This window comes from Herbaspirillum sp. GW822-FHT03A08, assembly GCF_058801885.1.
The window spans coordinates 257,739-282,671 of sequence record NZ_JBXANR010000003.1 but is presented as its reverse complement, the minus strand read 5'-3'; the positions used below and the strand labels follow the sequence as shown (position 1 = coordinate 282,671).

Below are 24,933 nucleotides of genomic sequence, written 5' to 3'. Positions count from 1 at the left end.
TGCATCCTGCCGTTTTGCACTGCTTATCTACACTAAGGACCTCGCCTGATGCGCGAACTGTATAAATCCAAGGCGTTCGTCTGGACGCTGCTTATCCTCTTCCTGCTGGTCTGGTTCTACATGCTGGGCGCTCGCACGCTGGTGCCGACCGACGAAGGCCGTTACGCCGAAATGGCGCGCGAGATGGTGGCAACGCAGGATTGGATCACCACACGCCTGAACGGCATCAAGTATTTCGAAAAGCCGCCGCTGCAAACCTGGATGAACGCCATCACCTTCGAGCTGTTCGGCCTCGGTGAATGGCAAGCGCGCCTGTGGACCGGCCTGTGCGGCCTGTTCGGCATCGGCCTGGTCGCATACACCGGTGGTCGCGTATTCAACGAACGCGTGGGCTTCTACGCCCCGCTGGTGCTGGCATCGAGCTTTTTCTGGGCCGGCATGGGCCACATCAACACGCTGGACATGGGCCTGGCGGCGATGATGACGCTCAGCGTGTGCGCCCTCTTGCTGGCGCAACGCAATGACGCCAACCGCGAGGAACAGCGCAACTGGATGCTGCTCTGCTGGGTCGGCATGGCGCTCGCGGTGTTGTCCAAGGGGCTGATCGGCATTGTGCTGCCGGGGGCCGTGCTGGTGCTGTACACCCTGTTTTCACGCGACTGGGCGATATGGAAGCGGCTGCATCTGATCAAGGGTCTCGTCCTGTTTTTTGCCATCTGTACGCCGTGGTTTGTGCTGGTATCGATGAAGAATCCGGAATTCCCGCAATTCTTCTTCATCCACGAACACTTCCAGCGCTTCACGACCAAGATCCATAGCCGCACCGGCCCCTGGTACTACTTCATTCCTATTCTCTTGCTGGGCATCATTCCCTGGCTCGGCGTTTTCGTGCAAAGCCTGCTGACGGGCACGCGCGAAGAACACAGCGGCAGCAGCTTCAACAGCCTGTCGAGCGGCAAATTCCAGCCGCGCAAGATGCTGCTGATCTGGTCGGTGTTCATCTTCGTATTCTTCAGCATTTCGAGCTCGAAGCTGCCTTCCTACATCCTGCCGATCTTCCCGACGCTGGCGTTGCTGATTGCCTGCTATCTGGAACGCGCCACGTTCAAGGCCATCGTGCTGTCTGCGTCCATCGTGGCCGTTCCCTGTGCGATTGCCATGGCCTTTATCCCGCGCGTGCCGGCCTTAGCCAAAGATGCGTATTCGCTGCCGCTGGTCACCGCGCACGTGCCGTGGATTTACGCCGCCACCATCGTCGCTTTCATCGGTGCGGTGCTGGCGATCCGCTTTGCCCGCAGCCAAAAAGATCTGGCGGTGGTGTGTCTCGCTGCTGGCGCCTTTATCAGCAGCCAATTGCTGATGCTGGGCCATGATCCGCAAGGCCGTTATTCGGCGGGCGTCGATTATGTGCCTGCGCTGCAGGCTGAACTGACGCCGGAAACGCCGATGTACCTGGTCGGCCGTTACGAGCAGGCGCTGCCGTTCTACCTGCAACGTACGATGACGCTGGTGCGCCACGCGGATGAAATGGAATTTGGCTTGAAGCAGGAGCCGCAGTTGTGGTTGCCGACGGTTGATGCGTTTGTCGCACAATGGGTTGCCGACCACACCGCCAGCAAAAAGGACATTGCCATCATGGATCCGTCCATTTATGCCGACCTGAAGCAGCGCGGCATTCCGATGCGCCTGATCGGTCAGGATCCGCGCCGCGTGATCGTCGCCAACAATCCCGAAGCGGGCACTACCGGCGCAACCGGCCATAAATAAGAAGAAAGCAACACCATGAACCTCGCTACGTTCGGTTTCATTTTCGTCGGCATCTGCCTCAATGCCGTCGCCCAGCTATTGCTGAAAGCCGGCACCAATGCCGTCGGCGCCATCCATCTGACGGCTGAAAACTGGTTCTCGACAGGCATCAAGCTGGTGACGCAATTGCCGATCATCGGCGGCCTGACCTGCTATGTGATTTCTGTCGGCGTCTGGATCATCGGTTTGTCGCGCGTGGACGTGACCGTGGCCTACCCTTTGCTATCGCTGGGATATATCATCAACGCCGTCGGCGCCTGGTATTTCCTCGGCGAGGCCGTGTCGGCGCAACGCTTGCTGGCGATCGGTGTCATCATTGTCGGCGTCATCCTGTTGACCAGAAGCTAATTTGCTGACTTGCGCGAATTGGCTGATTTACAATACGCGTCGATACGCGCCGGTATGCAGATGCCAGACGCCGCTCTAAGCGCCTGCATTTCATTTTCAGACCCGGATACGATCTTTATCCGATTCATTGTGAGCACTCCATGACCCAGTCGTTTTTACCGTTTTCCAAACCGACCATCGATGAAGCCACGATCGCCGCCGTCGGCGACGTGCTGCGCTCCGGCTGGATCACCAGCGGCCCCAAGGTACAGGCATTCGAAAAAGCCTTGTCCGATTATCTCGACGGCCGCATCGTGCGCACCTTCAATTCCGGCACCTGCACCATGGAAATCGCCTTGCGCATCGCCGGCATCGGCGCCGGCGACGAGGTCATCACCACACCGATTTCCTGGGTGGCGACTGCCAACGTGATCATCGAAACCGGCGCCACGCCGGTATTCGCGGATATCGATCCGGTCACCCGCAACATCGATCTCGACAAGCTGGAAGCAGCCATCACGCCGCGCACCAAGGCCGTGATCCCGGTCTACCTGTCCGGCCTGCCGGTCGACATGGATCGCCTGTACGCGATCGCTAAAAAGCACAATCTGCGCGTCATCGAAGATGCTGCACAGGCGCTGGGCTCAACCTGGAAAGGCAAGCGCATCGGCGCATTCGGCGACTTTGTCTCGTTCAGCTTCCAGGCCAATAAGAACGTCACCAGCTCCGAAGGCGGTTGCCTGGTAGTCAACAACGCTGACGAAGCGCGCCTGGCCGAAAAATATCGCCTGCAAGGCGTCACCCGCAGCGGTTTCGACGGCCTGGAAGTCGACGTGCTGGGCGGCAAGTTCAACATGACCGATGTCGCCGCCGCCATCGGCCTGGGCCAATTTGCACACATCGACGCCATCACCGAGAAGCGACGCGGCCTGGCAAAACACTACTTTGAGGTGTTCGGTCCGGATTTCGAAGCGCAAACCGGCGCGCAGCTGCCGGTCGCCGACTTCGAGAACAGCAACTGGCACATGTTCCAGCTGGTGCTGCCGGAACGCATCACGCGCGCCGCCTTCATGGAAAAAATGATGGAGCGCCAGATTGGCATCGGCTACCACTATCCGCCGATCCACCTGCTCAAGCTCTACCGCGACCGCGGTTTCAAGGAAGGCATGTTCCCGATCGCCGAACGCGTCGGCCGCCTGATCGTGTCGCTGCCGATGTTTACTGCAATGAGTAAAGAAGATGTCGAGCGTGCAGTCGGCGCGGTAAAATCCGTGCTCGCATAATTCACAGGAATAATTGAAGCGCTGAGCATGTTCGAAAAGCAATATTTCGAGCAGCTCATTGCAGCAAGCCGCCAACCAGCCGGTGGTATGCGGCTTGCATGTATTACATTATCGCTTTCAGTACAGCAATTTTTCATTATCAGGCTTTGATGAAACCAGAACTTTCCGTCGTCATCCCCGTATATAACGAGGAGTCCGGCCTTGCCAAGCTGTTCGCCCGCCTCTATCCAGCGCTGGACGCGCTCGGTATCGCGTATGAAATCATCTACGTCAATGACGGCAGCCGCGACAAGTCGGCCGCCCTTCTGGCCGATCAGTATCGTGCTCGTCCGGACGTGACTCGCGTTGTGCTCTTCAATGGCAACTACGGCCAGCACATGGCTATCCTGGCCGGTTTTGAGGCCACCCGCGGCGACATCGTCGTCACGCTCGACGCCGACCTGCAAAACCCGCCGGAAGAAATCGGCAACCTGGTCGCCAAGATGCGCGAAGGTTACGATTACGTCGGCTCCATCCGCCGCCAACGCCAGGATTCGGCATGGCGCACCTGGGCCTCCAAGGCAATGAATCATCTGCGCGAAAAGATCACCCGCATCAAGATGACCGACCAGGGCAACATGCTGCGCGCCTACGGCCGCAACGTGATCGACCTCGTCAATCAGTGCAGCGAAGTCAATACCTTCGTGCCGGCGCTGGCGTACACGTTTGCACGCAAGCCAACCGAAATCATTGTCGAACATGAAGAGCGCTCGGCCGGCGAGTCCAAGTACTCGCTGTACAGCCTGATCCGCCTCAACTTCGATCTGGTCACAGGTTTCTCGCTGGTGCCGCTGCAATTCTTTTCGCTGCTGGGTATCGGCCTGTCGTTTGCGTCCGCTGCGCTGTTCATCCTGATGGTGATCCGCCGTTTCATTCTCGGTGCGGAAGTGCAAGGTGTGTTTACGCTGTTCGCCATTACCTTCTTCCTGATCGGCGTGATCCTGTTCGGCATCGGTCTGCTGGGCGAATACATCGGCCGCATCTATCTGCAAGTGCGCGCGCGGCCACGCTATGTGGTGCAGGCGATCCTTGAGCAATCCTCCAGCGAAGACAAGCAAAGCTCATGAACGCCGTCGTCTTTGCCTATCATGACGTCGGTGTCCGCTGCCTGAAGGTATTGCTGGCGCGCGGCGTACGCGTGTCGCTGGTGGTCACACATGAAGACAGCCCGACTGAAAACATCTGGTTCAATTCGGTTGCAGGTGTCTGCCGTGAATACGGCATTCCCTACATCACACCGGAAGATCCGAAATCGCCGCAGCTGCTGACGCAAGTCCAGGCCGCGCAACCGGACTTCATCTTCAGCTTCTATTACCGCCACATGCTGCCGGTGAACCTGCTGGCGCTGGCCAAGCACGGCGCCTACAACATGCACGGCTCCCTGCTGCCCAAATACCGCGGCCGCGTGCCGATCAACTGGGCAGTGCTGCACGGCGAGACCGAAACCGGCGCCACCCTGCATGAAATGGCGGCCAAGCCGGATGCCGGCGCCATCGTCGCGCAGACATCCGTGCCCATCTTGCCGGACGACACCGCTTTCGAAGTCTTCGGCAAGGTGGTCGTTGCCTCTGAGCAAACTCTGTGGCGCGTCTTGCCGCTGATGCTGGCAGGACGGACACCCAAGCTGCCCAACGACCTGACCAAGGGCAGCTACTTCGGCGGCCGCAAGCCCGAAGACGGCCGTATCGACTGGAAAAAGCCCGCACAACACGTGCATAATCTGGTCCGAACAGTCGCTCCGCCCTATCCCGGCGCCTTCGAAGAAATCTCAGGTGATAAAATCACGCTGGTGAGAACGCGAATGGTCCCGGCCTCTGCCCGTCCGACACTGGAAAGGTCGCACGGTGCACAAGATAAGTTCTTTGAAGGCGGCCGTCTGTACGCGCGCTGCGGCGACGGCAACTATCTGCAAATCCTGGGCATCCAGATCAACGATCAGGATGCCTCTCTTAACAATTATCTGAAATACATGGCTGTTTAAGCCATCTCCTTATTATGAAAAAAGTCCTCATCCTCGGCGTCAACGGCTTTATCGGCCACCACTTGTCCAAGCGCATTCTGGAAACCACAGACTGGCACGTCTACGGCATGGACATGATGACCGACCGTATCACCGACATTCTGGAAAACGAGGCTTATAAGTCGCGCATGCACTTCTTCGAAGGCGACATCACGATCAACAAGGAATGGGTCGAGTACCACGTCAAGAAATGCGACGTGATCCTGCCGCTGGTCGCGATCGCGACGCCGTCGACCTACGTCAACAAGCCGCTGCGCGTGTTCGAACTGGACTTCGAAGCCAACCTGCCGATCGTGCGTGCCGCCGCCAAGTACGGCAAGCATCTGGTGTTTCCGTCGACTTCGGAAGTCTATGGCATGTGCCATGACGACGAATTCGATTCGGAAGAATCCGAACTGATCTGCGGCCCGATCAACAAGCCGCGCTGGATCTACTCCTGCTCCAAACAGCTCATGGATCGCGTGATCTGGGGCTACGGCATGGAAGACAACCTGAACTTCACCCTGTTCCGTCCGTTCAACTGGATCGGCGCCGGCCTGGATTCGATCCACACGCCGAAAGAAGGCAGCTCGCGCGTGGTGACGCAATTCTTCGGCCACATCGTCCGTGGCGAGAACATCTCCCTGGTGGATGGCGGCCAGCAAAAACGCGCCTTCACTTACATCGACGACGGTATCGATGCACTGATGAAAATCATCGCCAACGAAGGCGGCGTCGCCACCGGCAAGATCTATAACATCGGCAACCCGACCAACAACTATTCGATCAAGGATCTGGCCGACATGATGCTGAAGCTGGCCGCTGAATATCCTGAATACGCCGACTCCGCCAAGCAGGTCAAACTGGTGGAAACCACTTCGACCGCATACTACGGCAAGGGCTATCAGGACGTGCAGAATCGCGTGCCGAAGATCACCAACACTTGCGAAGAACTGAACTGGAAGCCGACTTTCACCATGGCTGACACCCTGCGCAACATTTTCGACGCTTACCGCGGTCAAGTCGCAGAAGCTCGCGCACTGGTCGACTAAGCTCTTAGCCGGTTGAATAAAAAAGGATTCGCTCATTCGGGCGAATCCTTTTTTCATTTCCACGTCCTTTACGTCCTTATCCGCGCGCAATACTATCCCTGATTTCCACGCTGCCCGCCCTCGCCGATATCACCGCATCCTGAGCAAACACGAATGAATCCTCAAAATGGGTTTATTCGCAGCGCCTTTCGTGCCACAATTTAGTCATCCGGCAATCGGATCTGCCCCGCTCCCCTTCTCGGCAGGCTCCAATCATTTTCCCATCAAGAAAGCAAGACGCCTTGCCTCAGATCACTCTCAAAATTGATGCCGACACCTATCGCGGCACCCGCGAAGGCGTTCCCAATCTGGTTCAGCAGCTGCTGCGCCATGGCGCCAACGCGACTTTCCTGTTTTCGCTCGGCCCCGACCATACCGGCTGGGCGTTGAAACAAGTTTTCCGTCCCGGCTTCTTCAGCAAGGTATCGCGCACTTCAGTGGTGGAGCATTACGGCATCAAGACGCTGATGTACGGCACCCTGCTGCCGGCACCGGATATCGGCAAGACCTGCGGCAACTACATGCGCGCGGTGCGTGATGCCGGCTTCGAATGCGGCATCCACACCTGGGACCACCGCGTCTGGCAAGACAACGTACGCATCCGCGATGCGGCGTGGACGCAGGAAGTCATGCAGCGCTCATACGCGCGCTTCCATGACATCTTCGGCCACACACCTGTTACGCACGGCGCCGCCGGCTGGCAGATGAATGACTACGCCTTCGCGCAGCTGGATGAATTCGGCATCGCCTATTCTTCCGACGGACGCGCAGTGCTGAAGGAAGACGGCTCGCTGGAGGACGTCTCTGCCGGTCCGCATCGCTTGTCCCTACACGGTAAGACCTCTTCCTGCGTGCAGTTGCCGACCACTTTGCCGACGCTGGATGAACTGCTTGGACGCACCATTAATGGTGTTGTCATGGATACGTCAAATGTCGCGGCTATGCTATTGCGACTGACCGAACGGCAAACACGTGACCACGTCTTTACGCTGCACGCAGAACTTGAAGGCCAGAAACTTGCCCCCATCTTCGAGCAATTGCTGCTTGGCTGGCGCGCGCAGGGTTACGATCTGGTCTCCATGGGCGACTACTACCAGACCGTCAAAGACGATGTCTTGCCGATTCTTCCCATCGCCTGGGGCGAATTGCCGGGACGATCCGGAGACATGATTCTGCAGGCGGCATGATTGCCTTCAATCTCGACAACACAATACGAACACTTACCTCGGGGCGCTACTTTGACTGACGACACACCATCCATACTGAACAAGACCGTGCCTGAATTTTCCGCAGCCATGACGAGCGGCAAAACCTTCTCGCTGTCGGACTACAAAGGCAAGAATCTGGTGCTGTACTTTTATCCAAAAGACAACACGCCAGGCTGCACGACAGAGGGGCTCGAATTCCGCGACAAGCACCCGGAATTCCAGAAGAACAATACCGAAATCTTCGGTATCAGCCGCGACAGCCTGAAATCGCATGAAGGCTTCAAAGCCAAGCTGGACATGCCTTTTGAGTTAATCTCCGATCCTGACGAAACGATGTGCATCATGTTCGACGTCATGAAAATGAAGAACATGTACGGCAAGAAAGTACGCGGCGTCGAGCGCAGCACGTTTGTGATTGACGGCGCAGGCACATTGGTGAAAGAATGGCGTGGAGTGAAGGTGCCATCGCATGTCGACGAGGTGCTGGATTTTGTGAAGACAATTGCTTAAGAAACGTTTCCCCACGACGGACGACGTTTCCCGGAGCGGCGGCAAGATTGATCTGAAGAGTCGTTTTGCCGCGGCTAGCCGAAAGATGCGGTTATTTTAGATAAGCCTTTGAATTCAAATAGAAAACCGTTTTTGAGAAGCCGTTTTTGGATCAGGTCGCGAACCTGCCAAAACGGCTTTTTTACTTTGCAATTTAGCGTTGCCAGCCCGACGCCGATGGCAGCGCCGCATCACTTCACTGACGGTGTCTTGTTTAACGCCCTTAGTTCTTCCACTAATCAAGCCCTCCTTCCTCTTTTCCTGCATCCGTCGGCGATGCATGCCTGTACCAAGAAGGGTTTTATTAGCGGCAGCCGTCCTTCGTTTGTTGTACCTCCTGCAGTACCTGTTCGCTCTGACAAAGCGGCATTTTTTCTCCATTCACTACCGAGGTTCTGATGCCCCTGCCCAAACTGCCGAGTAAACCAGCTGCTTTATTAGCACCCAAAGACTATCCCAAGGCCGAACGCGGTAATAAACCTGTCAAACCCCATATCGCATTAGTAGAACCTGTCGCACCTGTCGCCATCCCTGCCGTCGCCAAAGCTGCACCGAAGCCGCAGGCGCCGCAAGCCAGGATCACAGGCAAGAGCCCCGTCGAAAAGCCGCGCGCCGCGCCCAAGGCCGTTGAATCGCGCGCCAAGTCGACTACCAGCCGTACCGCCGACAAGCTCGGCGTGTCGAAGCTGTTCGTGCTCGACACCAACGTGCTGATGCATGATCCGACCTCGCTGTTCCGCTTTGAAGAACACGACATCTATCTGCCGATGATCACATTGGAAGAGCTTGATAACCACAAGAAGGGCATGTCGGAAGTGGCCCGTAATGCGCGTCAGATTTCGCGTTCGCTCGATGCGCTGGTCAGCGACATCGCTGAAGATGCCATCGACCTCGGCATCCCGCTGTCCAAGCTGGGTAACAAGGATGCCAAAGGCCGCCTGTTCTTCCAGACCAAGCTGCAAAATGCAAAACTGCCTGACGGCCTGCCGGAAGGCAAAGCCGACAACCAGATTCTCGGCGTGGTACGCGCACTGGACCAGCAATATCCGGAGCGCCCGATTGTGCTGGTGTCGAAAGACATCAACATGCGCATCAAAGCGCGCGCCATCGGCTTGCCGGCGGAAGACTATTTCAACGACCACGTACTGGAAGACACCGATCTGCTGTATTCGGGCATCCAGCAGTTGCCGGACGACTTCTGGACCAAGCACGGCAAGGGCATGGAGTCGTGGCAGGAAAACAAGCACGGCACCAGCTACACGTACTATCGCGTTACCGGCCCGCACGTACCGTCGATGTTGATGAACCAGTTCGTCTTCATCGAGCCGAAGAATGGCGAACCGGCCTTCTACGGCCAGGTCACGCAGATCAACGGCAAGACAGCTGTGTTGCAAACGCTGCGCGACTATGGCCACACCAAGAACAGCGTCTGGGGCATCACGGCACGCAATCGCGAACAGAACTTCGCGCTGAACCTGCTGATGAATCCGGAATGCGACTTCGTCACCCTGTTGGGTCAGGCCGGTACCGGCAAGACCTTGCTGGCGTTGGCAGCTGGCCTGGCACAAGTGCTGGAAACCAAGAACTATAACGAAATCATCGTCACCCGCGTCACTGTGCCGGTGGGCGAAGATATCGGCTTCTTGCCTGGTACGGAAGAAGAAAAGATGGGTCCCTGGATGGGCGCCTTCGACGACAATCTGGAAGTGTTGAACAAGTCCGACGGCGACGCCGGGGAATGGGGCCGCGCGGCAACGCAAGACCTGATCCGTTCACGCATCAAGATCAAGTCATTGAACTTCATGCGCGGCCGTACCTTCGTCAACAAGTTCCTGATCATCGACGAAGCGCAAAACCTGACGCCGAAGCAAATGAAGACGCTGGTCACCCGCGCAGGTCCGGGCACCAAGATCGTCTGTCTGGGTAACATCGCGCAAATCGATACGCCATATCTGACCGAAGGTTCGAGCGGCCTGACTTACGTAGTCGATCGCTTCAAGGGCTGGTCGCATAGCGGCCATGTCACATTGGCGCGCGGTGAGCGCTCACGTCTGGCAGATCACGCCAGCGACGTCTTGTAATCCGTCCTGCAAGATACGTAGAAATATCCGCAGCAAACAAAAAAGCCACCTTGCGGTGGCTTTTTTGTTGTCCGAAGAAACCGGATCAGAGAATATGCATGCCGATCCACCAGGCGATCGCAGCGACAAATGCCGACGCCGGAATCGTGAAGATCCATGCCCAGACGATATTGCCGGCCACGCCCCAACGCACTGCCGACATCTTGTGCGATGCGCCCACACCGACAATGGCGCCGGTAATGGTGTGTGTCGTCGAGACCGGCACGCCCATCGCGGTTGCGATGAACAGCGTAATGGCGCCGCCGGTTTCCGCGCAAAAACCGCCCACCGGTTTCAGCTTGGTGATCTTTTGTCCCATGGTCTTGACGATGCGCCAGCCGCCAAACAGGGTGCCCAGGCTGATCGCGCAATAGCAGCTGATGATGACCCACATCGGCGGATTGTCGGTACCGGAATAGCCGGCAGCGATCAGCAGCATCCAGATAATGCCGATGGTTTTTTGCGCATCATTGCCACCATGGCCGAGGCTGTACATGGACGCGGACAGCAACTGCGCACGACGGAACCAGCCATCGATCTTGCGCGGCGTCGAGCGCACAAAAATCCACGACACCAGCAGCATCATGATGGAACCGAGAATAAAGCCCAGCAATGGCGACAGCACGATGAACACGATGATCTTGATCAGCCCGGAAGACACCAGCGAACCCGTGCCGGCCTTGGCTACTGCAGCGCCTACCAGGCCCCCGATCAGCGCGTGCGACGACGACGAGGGGATGCCGTAATACCAGGTCACCAGATTCCAGAAAATTGCGCCGACCAGCGCACCGAATACGACAACGTGATCAACCACAGCCGGATCAATCGTCCCCTTGCCCACCGACGCAGCGACATGCAACTGATGAAAGACAAACACTGCTGCAAGATTGAAGAAAGCAGCCATCGCCACTGCCGTCTGCGGGCGCAATACGCCGGTAGAAACCACCGTCGCGATCGCATTTGCCGCGTCGTGGAAACCATTCATGAAATCGAACAGCAGCGCCAGGACGATCAGAAGAGCAAGGATGTGAAAACTAATTTGAACTGTATGCATGAATGAACCGTTATCTTGAGGGGCATCGGCAACACTGCGCTGCACCGGCAAGCAAACCGGTGCAATCAACGGCGATCAATGGTGAAAATCAGGCATTTTCAACGATGATGCCTTCGATAATGTTCGCGACATCTTCACAACGATCGGTAACGGTTTCCAGGATTTCGTAAATCGCCTTGAGCTTGATCAGGTTGCGGACGTCCGGCTCATCGCGGAACAGCTTGGACATCGCAGCGCGCATCACGTGATCGGCGTCGGATTCAAAACGGTCGATTTCTTCGCAGATGGCCAGGATCTGACGCGAGTTGTCCATATTGTGCAGCAGGCCGACGGCCGCCTTGACCTTCTCGGCACAGGCCAGGCACAGCTCTGCCAGACGCTTGGCTTCCGGCGTGATCGCCTTGATGTCGTACAGCGAAATTGTCTGGGCGCCATCTTCCAGCAAATCAAGGATGTCATCCATGCGCGTGATCAGCTGATGGATGTCGTCACGGTCCAGCGGCGTGATGAAGGTCTTGTGCAACAGCTCAATCGTGTTGTGAGTGACTTTATCGGCCTGCTTTTCCAGGGTCTCGATCGCGTGCACGCGAATTTCCAGATCGTCGAAATTGGTCATCAGTGCGACCATTTCCTTGGCACATTTCACGCCCAGTTCGGCATGCTGGTTGAAGAGATCAAAAAATTTGCCCTCGGTGGGCATCAGGCGTCCAAACATGTTCCACTCTCTTATGATTAATTGGTGCTGCACTTACACAATAAGGACCGCCTTGTAGACGGCCTGCATTGTCCGTCCGGACACAACCGGACGATGAACCCCTGACGTCAGCCGTCAGTCGCCGCCGTAAGGCGAAGCCAGACTGCCGACGTAGTTGTCGTATTTGGTAAATTGTCCAAGGAAAGCGAGACGGATACTGCCGATCGGGCCGTTACGCTGCTTACCGATAATGATTTCGGCGGTGCCTTTATCCGGAGAATCCGGATTGTAAACTTCGTCGCGATAAATGAACAAAATAACGTCGGCATCCTGCTCAATAGCGCCGGATTCACGCAAGTCGGACATTACGGGACGTTTGTTCGGACGTTGTTCCAGCGCGCGATTCAGCTGGGACAAGGCGATCACCGGGCAATTCAGTTCTTTGGCCAAGCCCTTCAGGCTTCGCGAAATTTCGGAAATTTCCGAGGCGCGGTTTTCACCGCTATTGCCGCCGCCGTTACCGGACATCAGTTGCAAGTAGTCGATAATGATAAGGCCGAGCTTGCCGCATTGACGCGCCAGGCGGCGTGAGCGTGCGCGCAATTCGATCGGGCTTAACGCCGGGGTTTCATCGATGTAGAACTGGGCGTCATTCATCTTCTGAATGGCGTGCGTCAGGCGCGGCCAATCTTCGTCAATCAGACGGCCGGTACGCAAGCGGTGCTGATCGAGACGGCCGACGGAGCCCAGCATACGCATCGCGAGCTGGGCGCCGCCCATTTCCATGGAAAACACAGCAACCGGCAGTCCGCTGTCGATGGCAACGTTTTCACCAATGTTGATGGAAAACGCAGTTTTACCCATGGAAGGACGGCCAGCGACGATAATCAGGTCGCCCGGCTGCAGGCCGGAAGTCATCTTGTCGAGGTCGATAAAGCCGGTCGGCACACCGGTGATGTCACTGGTGCTATCGCGGTTGTACAGTTCGTCAATACGCTCAACCACCTGCGTCAACAACGGCTGGATAGCCAGGAAGCCCTGCGCGCCGCGCGAGCCCTCTTCGGCGATGGCGAAAATCTTGGATTCCGCTTCGTCAAGCATCTGCTTGACGTTCTTGCCTTGCGGATTGAAGGCGTCGCCGGAGATTTCGTCGGAGACTGTAATCAGCTTGCGGAGCACACCGCGGTCGCGCACGATTTCAGCGTAACGGCGGATATTAGCTGCAGACGGAGTGTTTTGCGCCAGTGCGTTGAGATAGCTCAATCCCCCCACTTCTTCCGCCTTGCCACTGGTCGACATGGCTTCGTAGACGGTAATCACGTCCGCCGGCTTGCTTTCGTTGATCAGCTTGACGATGTGTTGGAAGATGATGCGGTGATCGTAACGATAAAAATCGTCCGCGCTGACAAAGTCAGCGATACGGTCCCAAGCAGCGTTATCCAGCATCAAACCACCCAGGACGGATTGTTCGGCTTCAATGGAGTGCGGCGGGACACGCAGGGATTCTATTTGCGGATCGGAAGATGCGTTCATGGCGCGCATTATACCTGCTAAGAGTGGTCGCTTCAGGAGCGGCGGCGAATTTAGCCGGTTTTGACAAACGAAATACAGCAGAGCTTTGCACCGGTTTATCCTCTGGGAAAGAGGACAAATCCGGCACAATAAAAAAGCCAGGCGAACCCGGCTTCTTTATTCAGTACATGGAACGACTTCGGCGTAAAACTTACGCGTGTTCGCCCACGACAGCAACAGTCACGTCAACCACGACGTCGGTGTGCAGAGCAACCGAAACAGCGTGCTCGCCGACGACCTTGAAAGGACCTTGCGGCAGGCGAACTTGCGACTTTTCGACCGGGAAACCTTGCTTTGCCAGCGCTTCAGCGATGTCAAAGTTGGTTACGGAACCGAACAGACGGCCATCAACGCCGGACTTTTGCGAAATTTGAACAGTCAGGCCGCTCAGCTTTTCGCCTTGTGCTTGTGCTGCTGCCAGCTTTTCAGCGGCTGCTTTTTCCAGCTCAGCGCGCTTCGCTTCAAATTCAGCGATCGCTGCGGCTGTAGCACGGCGAGCCATGCGTTGTGGGATCAGGAAGTTACGTGCATAACCGTCTTTGACGCGGACAACTTCGCCCAGGCCACCGAGATTAACGACTTTTTCCAACAGAATAACTTGCATATTTTTCTCCTATATCTCGTCGTCAATTACGCGTTGTGCAGATCAGTGTATGGCAGCAACGCGAGGTAACGTGCGCGCTTGATCGCGGTGTCAACTTGACGCTGATAGTGTGCTTTGGTGCCGGTCAGACGTGCTGGCATGATCTTGCCGTTTTCTTGCACGAAATCCTTCAGAGTGTCGACGTCTTTGTAGTCGACTTGCTCAACACCTGCTGCGGTGAAGCGGCAGAATTTTTTACGTTTGAACAGCGGGTTTTGCTGTTGGCGTTTTTGCTTCAACTTGCTTTTATCGAACTTTTTACCGAATGCCATTTTGCGGCTCCTGATATCTAAAAATTGAGTGGTTCTAAACTACAGATTCAAAATCAACGATGTGAAACACGAGGCTTTTGCTGTTGCGATTTCTGCGTGCCATGAAGCCGGTGAATTTGAGCATCTCGCCGAGACCGGCCCGATTAAGCCGGCCTGAAATTTCGCCTGCAGCAAATGCAGTGATTTCAAACTCGACCAACCTCTTGATGCCTGCCTCAGCCTGTTCCGACTGGTGCTGCAATTTTGCAGTCACTACCGGTATGCCCGCCGGGGTGTAACGTATGACGTCACGCTCGGCGATGATGGCAACAAACTGAAACTGGTTCACTCTCCCTGGTACTTTTCTATCGCAGCGTCAGCAATTAGGCTGCAGGTGCTTCTGCGCGATTGCTCTTTGCTGCATCTTCCTTTTGGACAGCCTTCAGGATTGGCGAAGGACCGGTTTCGGCCTTCTTCATCTTGACTGTCAGGTGACGCAACACAGCATCGTTGAACTTGAAGCCGGTTTCGATTTCGGCCAGAGTTTCGCCGTCAACTTCGATATTCAGGCAAACGTAGTGCGCTTTTGCCAGTTTTTGGATTTGGTACGCCAATTGACGACGGCCCCAATCTTCGACACGGTGAATCTTGCCGCCGCGCGCAGTAACGATGCCCTTGTAACGCTCGATCATCGCTGGAACTTGCTCGCTTTGGTCCGGATGGACGATAAATACGATTTCATAATGACGCATGTAGACTCCTTTATGGACTGATTAACAAATCGCCCACCTCGGCGTCAAGACGAGTGTGGGAAGAGGAAAGCCCGCAATCATACAACATTCGGCCAAAAACCTCAATACATTCAGGCATTTGCTGTTGGATTGCCGCCGTACCACTCGGCCGCACAGATGACATGATTTCAATATTGCAGATTGACACTGCTTTATAACTGTATAAAAATACAGACTGTTTATGCACCCAGCATAACTTCCCCGAAAGCCACCATGCTCAAACTGACCGCCCGCCAGGAACAGATCCTCAATCTGATCAAAGACGCCATTGAAAACACCGGCTTCCCTCCGACGCGTGCAGAGATTGCCACCGAGCTCGGCTTTCGCTCAGCCAATGCGGCCGAGGAACATTTGCAGGCATTGGCGCGAAAAGGCGCCATTGAGATTTCCCCCGGAACATCACGCGGCATCCGCCTGCGGGACAGCGCCTCCTCAATCGGCGGTGGTCGCCAGATGGCGCTGCCGCATCCCGCCCTCATGCAACTTTCGCTGCCACTGGTCGGACGCGTAGCTGCCGGCTCGCCGATTCTGGCGCAGGAACATATAGAGAGTAATTACAACGTCGATCCTGCCCTCTTTTCGGCAAAGCCGGATTATTTGCTGAAGGTGCGCGGCATGTCGATGCGCGACGCCGGCATTCTTGACGGCGACTTGCTCGCAGTCAAAAAGACCGATCAGGCTCGCAACGGCCAAATCGTTGTGGCGCGCCTGGGGGACGATGTCACCGTCAAACGCTATCGCAAAACCGGCTCATTGATAGAATTGCTGCCGGAAAACCCGGACTTCAACATTATTAAAGTATCTGCAGAAGAAGATAATTTTGCACTGGAAGGATTAGCTGTAGGCTTGCTGCGCAGCTGGAACTGACGCAAGTCGCCCCCTCCCCCCAATCCAGGAAGGCCCGCTAATTGCGGGCTTTTTTACGTCTGTTTGCACAATCAAATGAGAAATTGCATCATATGATATGCACTGATTAATTGCGCCGTCACCATGGCGATCAGTTCACCCGCGACGCCCGGAGTGAAGAAGATCCCAGGGACATCATCACCTGCCAAGGATTTCCAATGTCAACGCGTAGCAGCAACAAGCCCGTCAAAAATACATCGCCCAACCTCAAAGATCTGCTTGCCGTTCGTGAATGCCTTAGCTTTCTGGACGACCACAAGGTTGCTGAGGCAAAAGAACTCTGCGCCCAAGTCCTCAAGCGCGCTCCTGACCTGGTTTTCGCCAATCATGCATGGGGACTGATCGCCATGCGCGAAAACAACCATGCAGAAGCAGAAAAAGCGCTGCGCAAGGCAATCAAAGCAGACCCGCAAAACGCCGAATACCTGACGAACCTGGGAGGTGCAGTACTGAGTCAAGACCGCATCGACGACGCAATTGCTATCTACGAACAAGCCATTCAGCTCGACCCCGAGAACAAGGAAGCACGCGTCGGTCTGGCAAACGCATTGCATGAAAAGAACGACGCCGACGCCTCCATCGCGTATTTTGAGGATGCAGCAAAGCGCGCTCCGGACGCGCCGGGCCCGCTCTCCCACTTGGGGAAAGCACTGATCGACGCAAAGCGATATCAGGAAGCCGTTGGCGTTCTGCTGAAGTCGATGGAGCTCCAAATCAACTTCGCCCCCGCCCACACTAATCTCGGCATAGCATTTCAGGAAATGAATATGCTTAACGACGCGCTGGAATGCCACAAAACGTCGTTATTGCTGGACCCTACAGATATCTACGCGCAGTACAAGATTGCCGACACTTATATAAAGCTGAAGGACTACGATAAAGCGCATGAACACTACGAGCGCGTCATCGAGCTGGCTCCCAAGGACCCCAACAGCTATACAAAACTGGCGTCGAGCCTGTTTTCAAATCAGGATCGCTACGAAGATGCGATGACGCTCTTCCATCGCGCGCTGAAAATCGACCCGAAGCATCCGGTAACGCTGAACAATATCGGCGCCACCATGTACGACTATGGCGAGACCACCACGTCTTTGCAATATTTTAAAGATGCGCTGGCCCTCAAACCCAACTATCTGACCGCGCAACACAATCTTGCACTTGGACAACTTTTGGCCGGGGATCTCAAAGATGGCTGGGCCAATCACGAAAGCCGGCTGGAAGTCAAAGAGCGCCGCTATGTCTATAAACTGATCCACAAATTGTTCGGCGTCATCCCCAAATGGGACGGCAAGTCCTCCCTAAAGGGAAAATACATCTTGCTGATGCACGAGCAAGGCTTCGGCGACAGCATCCAGTTCGTACGCTATGTACATATGCTACTCGCTCAAGGAGCGCGCGTGGCCCTGCACGTCAAGGATCCCCTAGCCCGGCTGTTTCGCAGCGTATCGGATCAGATCACCCTGGTCAGGGAGAACGATCCGCTGCCGAAGTGCGATTGCGCCTATGTGTTGATGAGCCTGCCGCTCGCGCTGGGAACCGACCATGTGGAGGATATTCCGTCGTACCCGTCATATTTGTCAGCGGATCCAGCTGATGTTGCCAAATGGGCCGACAAAATAGATACCCTATCGGGAAATAAAACCGACTTGCGCGTCGGATTTGTCTGGGCCGGCAATCCGGAACACGGCAACGATCGCAAGCGTTCGATCCCGCTGGAGACGTTTGCACCTATATTGAACGTCCCCGGCGTCAAATTCTTTTCGATCCAGAAAGGTCATGCGACACCGGACTTGGCCAAACTTCCGCCGGAGTTACCGGTGTTCAATATTGGCAATGATTTCAACGACTTTGCCGATACGGCCGCAGCCATGGCGAATCTGGATCTGATTATTAGCGTCGATACTTCCGTCGTCCATCTTGCCGGCGCACTTGGCCGCCCAACGTGGACGCTGCTCCCTCAAACTCCAGACTGGCGCTGGCTGAATGACCGGGAAGATTCTCCTTGGTATCCGAGCATGCGCCTCTTCAGACAACAAGAACGCGGCGACTGGCCGTCCGTCATTGCAAAAGTATCATCAGAACTGGCTGTATTGCGCGACAAAAAGAAACGAAATCTCGCCTAATCAAAGACTTACCACCCATCCCAATTGCATTGCGTCAACTTTATCCATTGAGGCAATGCAATCCTCCCCCGCATCATTTCAGGAACTTTTACAAATAAACTCACTAAAGTTTTCTGAAATGCCGTCGAAATAAGATTTGCTTGACGTATAGAAGCACGCAGTTTTAGGTCGGACAGCATTGGAAAAAAATTTTTTGCGATAAACATTAAACTTTTTCCGATACCGTCCGATATAGCTAACAACAGCGGTTTGAACGCCTGAGGCTTTAGGTAAAAACCAAAGTTAAGCACTGAAACTCGGATTTATCGGCCTCAAATCTTAGGAGAACTAATATGGCATCAGTCATCAATACCAATATTGCGTCGCTTAACACGCAACGCAATCTGAACACCTCGCAATCGTCGTTGAATACTTCGATTCAACGTTTGTCTTCCGGCTTGCGCGTCAACAGCGCAAAGGATGACGCAGCAGGCTTGGCAATTGCCGACCGCATGAACGCACAGGTCAAGGGCCTGGCAGTTGCGCAACGTAACGCCAACGACGGTATCTCTCTGGCTCAAACCGCTGAAGGCGCACTGAGCACAGTTACCGACAACCTGCAACGTATGCGTGAGCTGGCAGTTCAAGCAGCTAACGGTTCGAACAGCGCACAAGATCGTAAAACGCTGAACGACGAATACAAGCAACTGTCGGACGAAACATTCCGCGTTCTGAACGGTACAAGCTTCAACGGCCAAAACCTGTTCACAGGTATCGGTTCCGGCGCCAGCGCTGGTACTGGTTCCGATTCGGCTAACGTTTCGGCTTCGTTGACACTGACTTTCCAAGTCGGCGCCAATGTTACTGACAACAAGCTGAATGATCAAATCAGCATCTCCCTGTCGGACTTGTCGAATGACAAGACCATCGCCAGCGTTATCGGCACCAGCGCCAAGGGTCTGATCGGTCTGGGCGTGACAACTTCGGTTGACTCTGCTCAAGTGACTTACACTTCGGCTAAGGCTGCTCTGGACAACCTGTTCGCAACTGGTTCGACACTGACAGCAACTGCACTGGCAGCTTCGGCTGTGACTCTGCAATCCGCTATCGACACCGCTAAACTGGCTCTGGACAAGGCAATTGCTGATCCATCGGCACAAAGCGATGCTCAAAAAGCGATCAAGAACCTGGACAACGCGATCAACCTGATCTCGTCCAAGCGCGCAGAATTCGGTGCTGTTCAGAACCGCTTCACCGCCGTTATCAGCAACTTGCAGATTTCGAGCGAAAACATCACCGCATCGCGCAGCCGTATCATGGATACCGACTACGCGGCAGAAACTGCAAACCTCACACGTGCGCAAATTCTGCAACAAGCCGGTACGGCGATGTTGTCTCAGGCGAACTCTGCACCGCAAAGCGTCCTGTCGCTGTTGAAATAGTCTTAAGAGCTATGTAGGATGAAAGTGCGGGGAATATGTATGCGTACGTATTCTCCGCACATTCCTTTAAGGGAGTAACACCATGTCGATTTCCCCACTTAATATCACTGCCGCTGGCGATTCTGGTTCTTATACGCCGGCACAGACTTCAACTACAAGACCAGATCCGGTGGTATCGACTGTTGCACCTGCGGCAACAGCGCAGTCGCAACGTTCCAGCGAGAGCGATGTGGCGAATGCTGTAGATAAGTTGAATGACTTCGCAAGCAAGAACGCGTCGGCAATCACCTTCTCGAAGGATCAGGATAGCGGCAAGACAGTTATCAAGGTCATTGATACGGCCGACAATACCGTACTGCGCCAAATTCCAAGTCAAGAAGCGATTGAAATCGCCAAATCGATCGACAAATTGCAGGGCTTGTTGATCAACCATAAAGCTTGAGTCTGGTACGAACTGCTGGGGGCACCAGGAATATTCATGCGTAAATGGAATTTTTACGCATGCTATATTTCGCATCGGCAATTCATAGCGGATTTATATCAACTCGTATGTGTTGAGTAGTACCGGAAGCCATTCTCGGATAAGTCAAAAGTCATACCGAAGTACACCCGATTGAGCGTTCGCCGCCTGGGCTTCTGTCATCAGCACATCGCAATTGCATTTAGAAATCAGGAGATCTCATGGCCACTTCCACCGGAACAATCACCACTTCCGCCGGCCCCCTAGACGTCGCTACGCTTGTTTCGAAGTTGATGAGTGCGGAAAGTACCGTTCTCGATCCTTTGACCCAGCAGGCCAGCAGCTACAACAGCCTGATTTCTGCCTATGGCAGCCTCAAGAGTGCGATTTCGTCCTATCAAAGCGCACTGAACGGTCTCACGGCTGCAAGTTTCAGCGCGCAAAAGTCGTCTGTTTCCAATAGCGGAACAGGGACTCCTCTCACTACCGATCCCTTTACTGCCGACGTCAATACCGACGACTCGACAAAGGTGTTGGCGCAAAAAATTCAATCGGCAGGTTTTTCCAGCTCGCAAATTTTCAACGCAGGCGATTCCGTCGCGATCAAAATCGGCAATAACCCACCGACCTTTATCACGCTGCAAGCCAATGCAACGCTTGCCGGCGTGCGCGATGCGATCAACGCGGGGAAAGCCGGCGTTACTGCCTCCATCACCACCGACGGCACCGGCGACCATCTGGTTCTGGAGTCAAATACGGCTGGCACGGCAAACACCATCAAGGTCCAGGCCAATAACAGCCTGTCCTCGCTGGCCTACGATCCATCCAGTTCGACTCCCAGCACGGTAACGCAGATCCAGGCTCCGCGCGACGCGACCGTTGCCGCTTCGGGTAGCTATACCGTCTCCGTCTCCCAGTTGGCGCAAGCACAAAAAATCACCTCTGCTGGTTTTGCGTCTACGGCAACGTTCAGCTCGGGTATTCTGGCGATCAAGACCGGCAATGGATCGACAGCGATCATCAAGCCAACGACAAATACGCTGGCCGGTGTGCGCGACGCCATCAACGCCAGCGGCGCAGGCGTGACCGCAACGATCATCAACGACGGCACCAATGCCCACTTGACAATCACGGCCAAAGACAGTGGCGCAGCCAACTCGATCCGCGTTACCGGCACCGGCGATTATTCCTCACTGTCTTTTGATCCAAGCGGAAAATACACTTCGCCGAACGTTACCACCGGCCAGACATTTGACGCCACAGCAGGCGGCCTGACATTGAACGTCGGCGGCACCGCGACCACCATTGCGCTGAGCGGCGCGGGCCAGACCCTGCAAAATGTGCGCGACGCCATCAATACCGCCAATGCCGGCGTAACAGCGAGCATCTCCAATGATGGCACTAACGATCACCTGGTACTGACACCATCCGGCGCCGGGGCCACCAGCCCTGTTTCACTGACTGGCACAGGCGACTTCTCCATCCTGACCGGCAGCACGATGGGTCAGCTGCAAGCCGCGCAAGACGCCAAGCTGAGCATTGATGGCACGAGCGTGACCAGCCCGACCAACAAGGTAACGGATGCCATTTCGGGTGTGACCATCAATCTCACCAAAGTCACGACTGCCGCCGACAACTTCACGCTGAACATCAGCAATGACACGAGCGGAGTTGCTTCAACAGCGAATACGTTTGTCAGCGCTTACAACGCACTGGAAAAAGCAATCACCGGGTTGACGCAACAAACGCCGTCGACCACTCCAGGCCAAGCCGGTACCTCGTCGCCTTTGGCGAGCGAATCGTCCGTTCAGAGCATCCTGACGCAATTGCGCAGCGCCCTGCTGGGAAATGTCGCCGGCGGCAATGGCATCAGTTCATTGACGGATATCGGCATCGGATTTCAGAAAGACGGTACGCTGGCGCTGGATGCGGCAAAACTGACTACGGCAACGACCAACAACTTTGCCGGTATTGCCAATCTGTTCACATCGACCTCGGGCACCAATGCTGATGGCACGCCAAATACCACCGGTACCAACGGCATCCTCACCAATTTACAAACATTGGTAAATGGTTTTCTCGCAGATGGCGGTATCATTGATACCAAGACCAAAGGTTTGCAAGCCAGCCTGAAGATCAATACCGATCGCCAGACTGCTATCAATACACGTTTGAGCAACATGCAGGATCAGTACACGACCCAGTTCAATGCACTGAACGTCACACTGGCCAGCATGGCGTCGACACAAAGCTATCTGACTCAACAATTGGCCAACTTGCCAAAAGCCGGTAGCTAATCGTTATATTGAACGCGGGAGAAGATAATGTTCGGAACCATGCAACGTGGCGCAAATGCGTACGCAAATATTGGCGTGGAAACCGGTGTCGTCGCAGCGAGTCCGCATAAACTGATTACCATGCTGTTCGATGGCGCACTGGTGGCAATCGCCATGGGTCAGAAATACATGAATGCCGGCGATATCAAGAAAAAAGGCGAGTCGATTACTCAGGCGATCCTGATTATCGAAAGCGGCCTGCGCGCCAGCCTGAATAAGAACGTTGGTGGCGAAATCGCCCTCAATCTGGACGCTCTCTACGAATACATGGGCAGACGTCTGTTTGCCGCCAATGTCGAGAATTCCCAGGAAATCCTGGAAGAAGTCCACGGCTTGCTGGATGGCTTGCGGGACGCATGGGAGACCATCGGCCCCAATGGCACCAATGAAGCCCAGGTTGCAGCTTAAGCTGCCGCCTCACGACAATTCGCAACAAACATTCGCGAAAGTACAACAATGGACGGCGCAGAAGTCATCTCCCTCTATGAAGCAGTTGCGGATCTGACCGATCAGATGCTTGCTGCAGCCCGCCGGGAAGAATGGGATTTGCTATCGAGACTCGAAGCGGATTGCGCTCATGTCGTCGATGTCCTCAAGAAAAATGAAGCGTCGGTGACACTGACCGACGACCGGCGCGAGCGCAAGATCGAAATCCTCAAAAAAATACTCGAAGATGACCGCGACATCCGCAACTTGACGGATCCCGGCTTGAAAAAGCTCGCCTCCCTCATCCAAAGCACCAGCGTAGAACGCAAACTGGTTAAGGCCTACGGTAGCACTAATCAACGAGGCTAGCGATGATCCCCCGGGCCGACCTCGCCACCAATACGGTCCAGCCTGTCGCATCCGTCGCGGCGGCGACATCCATCGTTTCGGTCGCAGATGCAAGAGAGGAAGCCTTCAGCAGGCTGGCGCAGATTGCCATCGGACAACAATTGCAAGGCAAGGTGCTCTCCGCCTATAACGACGGCTCATATCTGGTCAGAATTGCCAATACGGCCGCTCGCATGGTTCTGCCGACTGCGACCAAAACCGGAGACTCCTTGCTGCTGACGATGGTCAGCAAAGACCCCCGACCGACCTTCCTGCTGACGGAAACCAGCCCAGAAGAACACGAGGACGCTGCCGTTTCGCTCAGCATCGCAGGTAAAGCGATGGAGAAGGACCTGCAGTCGCTCAAAGCGGCGCAACCGGGCCTTCCCACCGTAGTCGGTCGTAACGGTCAACTCGGCGACGAAGAAGCCAAACAAGCTGCTCAAACTCCCGCTGCAGCCCCGGAAAGCACAAAAACTTCGCTCAGTTCAGCCGGCAAACTGGTGGACGCCTTGCTACACGCTTCGGAAGAAAGCGACCTGCCTACCGCCATCAAGCCCAGTACTCCACTGGTCAGCAATCCGACCAACACCTCGCAGCTGGCTGGCGCCCTGCACGACTCCATCGCTTTGAGCGGCACTTTCTACGAATCGCACGTGGCGGCTTGGGCTGAAGGCCGCAGACCGCTTTCCGAACTGCAAAAAGAACCTCAGGCGCAACTCGCCCAACAAGTGCAGAGCAGCAGCACTTCAGACCTGCTCAACAGCACTGATCCTGCCCACACGCAACTCGGCCAGATCATCAATCTCCAGCTCAATGCACTGGAACAACAGCGCCTCTCCTGGCATGGCGAAGTCTGGCCCGGTCAGCATATGGAGTGGGAAATCGGCCAGGACTCATCCGACACGCCGCAGCAAAATGAGCAGGACAGTGGCCCCACACCCAGCTGGCATAGCGTCGTACGCTTCAATTTTGCCCATTTGGGCAGCGTTTCCGCCTCGATACGCCTGATCGGGCAACAAATCCATATGCAAGTACGCACCGACAGCGACGTCACCGCCGCTGCGTTGCGCGCCAACGGCAGCATGCTGTCCGACGCCATGGAGGCGGCGGGCTCTTCTTTAGATTCATTGATTGTGAAGCGAGATGGAAAAACCTAATCTTCCATTTCAAAACGCGGTCGCGCTTGCCTACAACACCAATCAGGCGGCGCCTCGTGTCGTCGCCAAGGGCAGCGGACTCATCGCCGAAGCGATTATTTCCCGCGCCAAAGAAAGCGGCGTCTATATTCACGAATCGAAGGAACTCGTCTCGCTGCTGATGCAGGTCGATCTCGATCAACAAATCCCCCCAGCGCTCTATCGCGCCGTTGCGGAACTTTTGGCCTGGTTGTATCGCATTGAAAATATGCAATTGGATCACAGTGATGTATGATTAGGGGTTAGAT

Annotated in this window: 25 protein-coding genes; 18 read left to right on the top strand and 7 right to left on the bottom strand. The window is 55.4% G+C overall.

The window, feature by feature from the left end:
* Positions 1 to 48: 48 nt before the first annotated feature.
* The 9 genes from AC1RN6_RS10485 (at position 49) to AC1RN6_RS10445 (ending at position 10,383) form a co-directional block, all read left to right on the top strand.
* The gene (locus AC1RN6_RS10485; protein ID WP_493005160.1) at positions 49 to 1,767 is read left to right on the top strand and encodes a glycosyltransferase family 39 protein; all 1,719 of its coding nucleotides are present in this window, start codon (positions 49 to 51) and stop codon (positions 1,765 to 1,767) included.
* A 15-nt stretch (positions 1,768 to 1,782) separates the two neighbouring features.
* Positions 1,783 to 2,154: an EamA family transporter gene (locus AC1RN6_RS10480; protein WP_493005158.1), complete on the top strand. Its 372-nt coding sequence runs from the start codon at positions 1,783 to 1,785 to the stop codon at positions 2,152 to 2,154.
* Positions 2,155 to 2,294: 140 nt separating this feature from the next.
* Complete coding sequence (locus tag AC1RN6_RS10475; protein ID WP_493005156.1) at positions 2,295 to 3,416, top strand: DegT/DnrJ/EryC1/StrS family aminotransferase; 1,122 nt, start codon at positions 2,295 to 2,297, stop codon at positions 3,414 to 3,416.
* A 149-nt stretch (positions 3,417 to 3,565) separates the two neighbouring features.
* Complete coding sequence (locus AC1RN6_RS10470; RefSeq protein WP_493005154.1) at positions 3,566 to 4,522, top strand: glycosyltransferase; 957 nt, start codon at positions 3,566 to 3,568, stop codon at positions 4,520 to 4,522.
* Complete coding sequence (locus tag AC1RN6_RS10465) at positions 4,519 to 5,436, top strand: formyltransferase (RefSeq protein ID WP_493005152.1); 918 nt, start codon at positions 4,519 to 4,521, stop codon at positions 5,434 to 5,436. Before AC1RN6_RS10470 ends, AC1RN6_RS10465 begins: the two co-directional genes overlap by 4 nt.
* A 14-nt stretch (positions 5,437 to 5,450) precedes the next feature.
* Positions 5,451 to 6,506 carry a bifunctional UDP-4-keto-pentose/UDP-xylose synthase gene (locus AC1RN6_RS10460; RefSeq protein ID WP_050476058.1) on the top strand — a complete coding sequence of 352 codons (1,056 nt, stop codon included), beginning with the start codon at positions 5,451 to 5,453 and terminating at the stop codon, positions 6,504 to 6,506.
* 281 nt (positions 6,507 to 6,787) lie between these two features.
* Positions 6,788 to 7,732: a polysaccharide deacetylase family protein gene (locus tag AC1RN6_RS10455; RefSeq protein ID WP_493005150.1), complete on the top strand. Its 945-nt coding sequence runs from the start codon at positions 6,788 to 6,790 to the stop codon at positions 7,730 to 7,732.
* A gap of 51 nt (positions 7,733 to 7,783) precedes the next feature.
* Positions 7,784 to 8,263, top strand: coding sequence for a peroxiredoxin (locus AC1RN6_RS10450; RefSeq protein WP_493005148.1), 480 nt, complete (start codon positions 7,784 to 7,786; stop codon positions 8,261 to 8,263).
* A 437-nt stretch (positions 8,264 to 8,700) separates the two neighbouring features.
* Positions 8,701 to 10,383 (top strand): PhoH family protein, encoded by a 1,683-nt coding sequence (locus tag AC1RN6_RS10445; protein ID WP_493005146.1) that lies wholly within the window; start codon positions 8,701 to 8,703, stop codon positions 10,381 to 10,383.
* 85 nt (positions 10,384 to 10,468) lie between these two features.
* Here AC1RN6_RS10445 and AC1RN6_RS10440 read toward each other — a convergent pair whose 3' ends face one another.
* From AC1RN6_RS10440 to rpsF, 7 genes are all read right to left on the bottom strand, one after another.
* Positions 10,469 to 11,476 carry an inorganic phosphate transporter gene (locus AC1RN6_RS10440; RefSeq protein WP_493005144.1) on the bottom strand — a complete coding sequence of 336 codons (1,008 nt, stop codon included), beginning with the start codon at positions 11,474 to 11,476 and terminating at the stop codon, positions 10,469 to 10,471.
* An 88-nt stretch (positions 11,477 to 11,564) separates the two neighbouring features.
* A complete protein-coding gene (locus AC1RN6_RS10435) occupies positions 11,565 to 12,191 on the bottom strand; it encodes a DUF47 domain-containing protein (RefSeq protein ID WP_016833914.1) in 627 nt (208 codons plus the stop codon).
* A gap of 114 nt (positions 12,192 to 12,305) precedes the next feature.
* The gene (locus tag AC1RN6_RS10430) at positions 12,306 to 13,703 is read right to left on the bottom strand and encodes a replicative DNA helicase (RefSeq protein WP_493005142.1); all 1,398 of its coding nucleotides are present in this window, start codon (positions 13,701 to 13,703) and stop codon (positions 12,306 to 12,308) included.
* A 190-nt stretch (positions 13,704 to 13,893) separates the two neighbouring features.
* The gene (rplI, locus tag AC1RN6_RS10425) at positions 13,894 to 14,346 is read right to left on the bottom strand and encodes a 50S ribosomal protein L9 (RefSeq protein WP_493005140.1); all 453 of its coding nucleotides are present in this window, start codon (positions 14,344 to 14,346) and stop codon (positions 13,894 to 13,896) included.
* A gap of 26 nt (positions 14,347 to 14,372) precedes the next feature.
* Positions 14,373 to 14,657 carry a 30S ribosomal protein S18 gene (gene rpsR, locus AC1RN6_RS10420; RefSeq protein ID WP_007882558.1) on the bottom strand — a complete coding sequence of 95 codons (285 nt, stop codon included), beginning with the start codon at positions 14,655 to 14,657 and terminating at the stop codon, positions 14,373 to 14,375.
* A gap of 34 nt (positions 14,658 to 14,691) precedes the next feature.
* Positions 14,692 to 14,985: a primosomal replication protein N gene (gene priB, locus AC1RN6_RS10415; RefSeq protein ID WP_408165750.1), complete on the bottom strand. Its 294-nt coding sequence runs from the start codon at positions 14,983 to 14,985 to the stop codon at positions 14,692 to 14,694.
* A gap of 34 nt (positions 14,986 to 15,019) precedes the next feature.
* Positions 15,020 to 15,388 (bottom strand): 30S ribosomal protein S6, encoded by a 369-nt coding sequence (gene rpsF, locus AC1RN6_RS10410; RefSeq protein WP_007882559.1) that lies wholly within the window; start codon positions 15,386 to 15,388, stop codon positions 15,020 to 15,022.
* Between the two features lie 252 nt (positions 15,389 to 15,640).
* Between rpsF and lexA the strand changes: the two genes are divergently transcribed.
* The 9 genes from lexA to AC1RN6_RS10365 all read left to right on the top strand — a co-directional run bounded on the left by lexA (position 15,641) and on the right by AC1RN6_RS10365 (position 24,920).
* Positions 15,641 to 16,294, top strand: coding sequence for a transcriptional repressor LexA (gene lexA, locus AC1RN6_RS10405; protein ID WP_493005136.1), 654 nt, complete (start codon positions 15,641 to 15,643; stop codon positions 16,292 to 16,294).
* Between the two features lie 197 nt (positions 16,295 to 16,491).
* On the top strand, positions 16,492 to 18,456 hold the full coding sequence (locus AC1RN6_RS10400; protein WP_493005134.1) for a tetratricopeptide repeat protein: 1,965 nt from the start codon (positions 16,492 to 16,494) through the stop codon (positions 18,454 to 18,456).
* A gap of 332 nt (positions 18,457 to 18,788) precedes the next feature.
* Positions 18,789 to 19,877 (top strand): flagellin N-terminal helical domain-containing protein, encoded by a 1,089-nt coding sequence (locus AC1RN6_RS10395; protein WP_493005132.1) that lies wholly within the window; start codon positions 18,789 to 18,791, stop codon positions 19,875 to 19,877.
* 82 nt (positions 19,878 to 19,959) lie between these two features.
* Positions 19,960 to 20,319, top strand: coding sequence for a flagellar protein FlaG (locus AC1RN6_RS10390; protein ID WP_493005131.1), 360 nt, complete (start codon positions 19,960 to 19,962; stop codon positions 20,317 to 20,319).
* A gap of 239 nt (positions 20,320 to 20,558) precedes the next feature.
* Entirely contained in the window at positions 20,559 to 22,634 is a 2,076-nt protein-coding gene (fliD, locus tag AC1RN6_RS10385; protein ID WP_493005129.1) for a flagellar filament capping protein FliD, read from the top strand.
* A 27-nt stretch (positions 22,635 to 22,661) separates the two neighbouring features.
* Positions 22,662 to 23,081: a flagellar export chaperone FliS gene (gene fliS, locus AC1RN6_RS10380; RefSeq protein ID WP_493005127.1), complete on the top strand. Its 420-nt coding sequence runs from the start codon at positions 22,662 to 22,664 to the stop codon at positions 23,079 to 23,081.
* A 48-nt stretch (positions 23,082 to 23,129) separates the two neighbouring features.
* Entirely contained in the window at positions 23,130 to 23,468 is a 339-nt protein-coding gene (locus AC1RN6_RS10375) for a flagellar protein FliT (protein ID WP_493005125.1), read from the top strand.
* A 2-nt stretch (positions 23,469 to 23,470) separates the two neighbouring features.
* Positions 23,471 to 24,646, top strand: a complete 1,176-nt coding sequence (fliK, locus tag AC1RN6_RS10370) for a flagellar hook-length control protein FliK (RefSeq protein ID WP_493005123.1) — start codon at positions 23,471 to 23,473, stop codon at positions 24,644 to 24,646.
* Positions 24,633 to 24,920 (top strand): EscU/YscU/HrcU family type III secretion system export apparatus switch protein, encoded by a 288-nt coding sequence (locus tag AC1RN6_RS10365; protein WP_493005122.1) that lies wholly within the window; start codon positions 24,633 to 24,635, stop codon positions 24,918 to 24,920. Before fliK ends, AC1RN6_RS10365 begins: the two co-directional genes overlap by 14 nt.
* The last annotated feature ends 13 nt before the right edge of the window (positions 24,921 to 24,933 follow it).

Coding starts and splice junctions, on each gene's coding strand:
- AC1RN6_RS10365 (WP_493005122.1), top strand. CDS start 24,633: ATGGAAAAACCTAATCTTCCATTTCAAAACGCGGTCGCGCTTGCCTAC.
- rplI (WP_493005140.1), bottom strand. CDS start 14,346: ATGCAAGTTATTCTGTTGGAAAAAGTCGTTAATCTCGGTGGCCTGGGC.
- AC1RN6_RS10400 (WP_493005134.1), top strand. CDS start 16,492: ATGTCAACGCGTAGCAGCAACAAGCCCGTCAAAAATACATCGCCCAAC.
- AC1RN6_RS10430 (WP_493005142.1), bottom strand. CDS start 13,703: ATGAACGCATCTTCCGATCCGCAAATAGAATCCCTGCGTGTCCCGCCG.
- AC1RN6_RS10375 (WP_493005125.1), top strand. CDS start 23,130: ATGGACGGCGCAGAAGTCATCTCCCTCTATGAAGCAGTTGCGGATCTG.
- AC1RN6_RS10470 (WP_493005154.1), top strand. CDS start 3,566: ATGAAACCAGAACTTTCCGTCGTCATCCCCGTATATAACGAGGAGTCC.
- AC1RN6_RS10475 (WP_493005156.1), top strand. CDS start 2,295: ATGACCCAGTCGTTTTTACCGTTTTCCAAACCGACCATCGATGAAGCC.
- AC1RN6_RS10480 (WP_493005158.1), top strand. CDS start 1,783: ATGAACCTCGCTACGTTCGGTTTCATTTTCGTCGGCATCTGCCTCAAT.
- lexA (WP_493005136.1), top strand. CDS start 15,641: ATGCTCAAACTGACCGCCCGCCAGGAACAGATCCTCAATCTGATCAAA.
- fliS (WP_493005127.1), top strand. CDS start 22,662: ATGTTCGGAACCATGCAACGTGGCGCAAATGCGTACGCAAATATTGGC.
- AC1RN6_RS10465 (WP_493005152.1), top strand. CDS start 4,519: ATGAACGCCGTCGTCTTTGCCTATCATGACGTCGGTGTCCGCTGCCTG.
- rpsR (WP_007882558.1), bottom strand. CDS start 14,657: ATGGCATTCGGTAAAAAGTTCGATAAAAGCAAGTTGAAGCAAAAACGC.
- AC1RN6_RS10390 (WP_493005131.1), top strand. CDS start 19,960: ATGTCGATTTCCCCACTTAATATCACTGCCGCTGGCGATTCTGGTTCT.
- AC1RN6_RS10395 (WP_493005132.1), top strand. CDS start 18,789: ATGGCATCAGTCATCAATACCAATATTGCGTCGCTTAACACGCAACGC.
- AC1RN6_RS10445 (WP_493005146.1), top strand. CDS start 8,701: ATGCCCCTGCCCAAACTGCCGAGTAAACCAGCTGCTTTATTAGCACCC.
- fliK (WP_493005123.1), top strand. CDS start 23,471: ATGATCCCCCGGGCCGACCTCGCCACCAATACGGTCCAGCCTGTCGCA.
- fliD (WP_493005129.1), top strand. CDS start 20,559: ATGGCCACTTCCACCGGAACAATCACCACTTCCGCCGGCCCCCTAGAC.
- AC1RN6_RS10485 (WP_493005160.1), top strand. CDS start 49: ATGCGCGAACTGTATAAATCCAAGGCGTTCGTCTGGACGCTGCTTATC.
- rpsF (WP_007882559.1), bottom strand. CDS start 15,388: ATGCGTCATTATGAAATCGTATTTATCGTCCATCCGGACCAAAGCGAG.
- AC1RN6_RS10435 (WP_016833914.1), bottom strand. CDS start 12,191: ATGTTTGGACGCCTGATGCCCACCGAGGGCAAATTTTTTGATCTCTTC.
- AC1RN6_RS10440 (WP_493005144.1), bottom strand. CDS start 11,476: ATGCATACAGTTCAAATTAGTTTTCACATCCTTGCTCTTCTGATCGTC.
- AC1RN6_RS10460 (WP_050476058.1), top strand. CDS start 5,451: ATGAAAAAAGTCCTCATCCTCGGCGTCAACGGCTTTATCGGCCACCAC.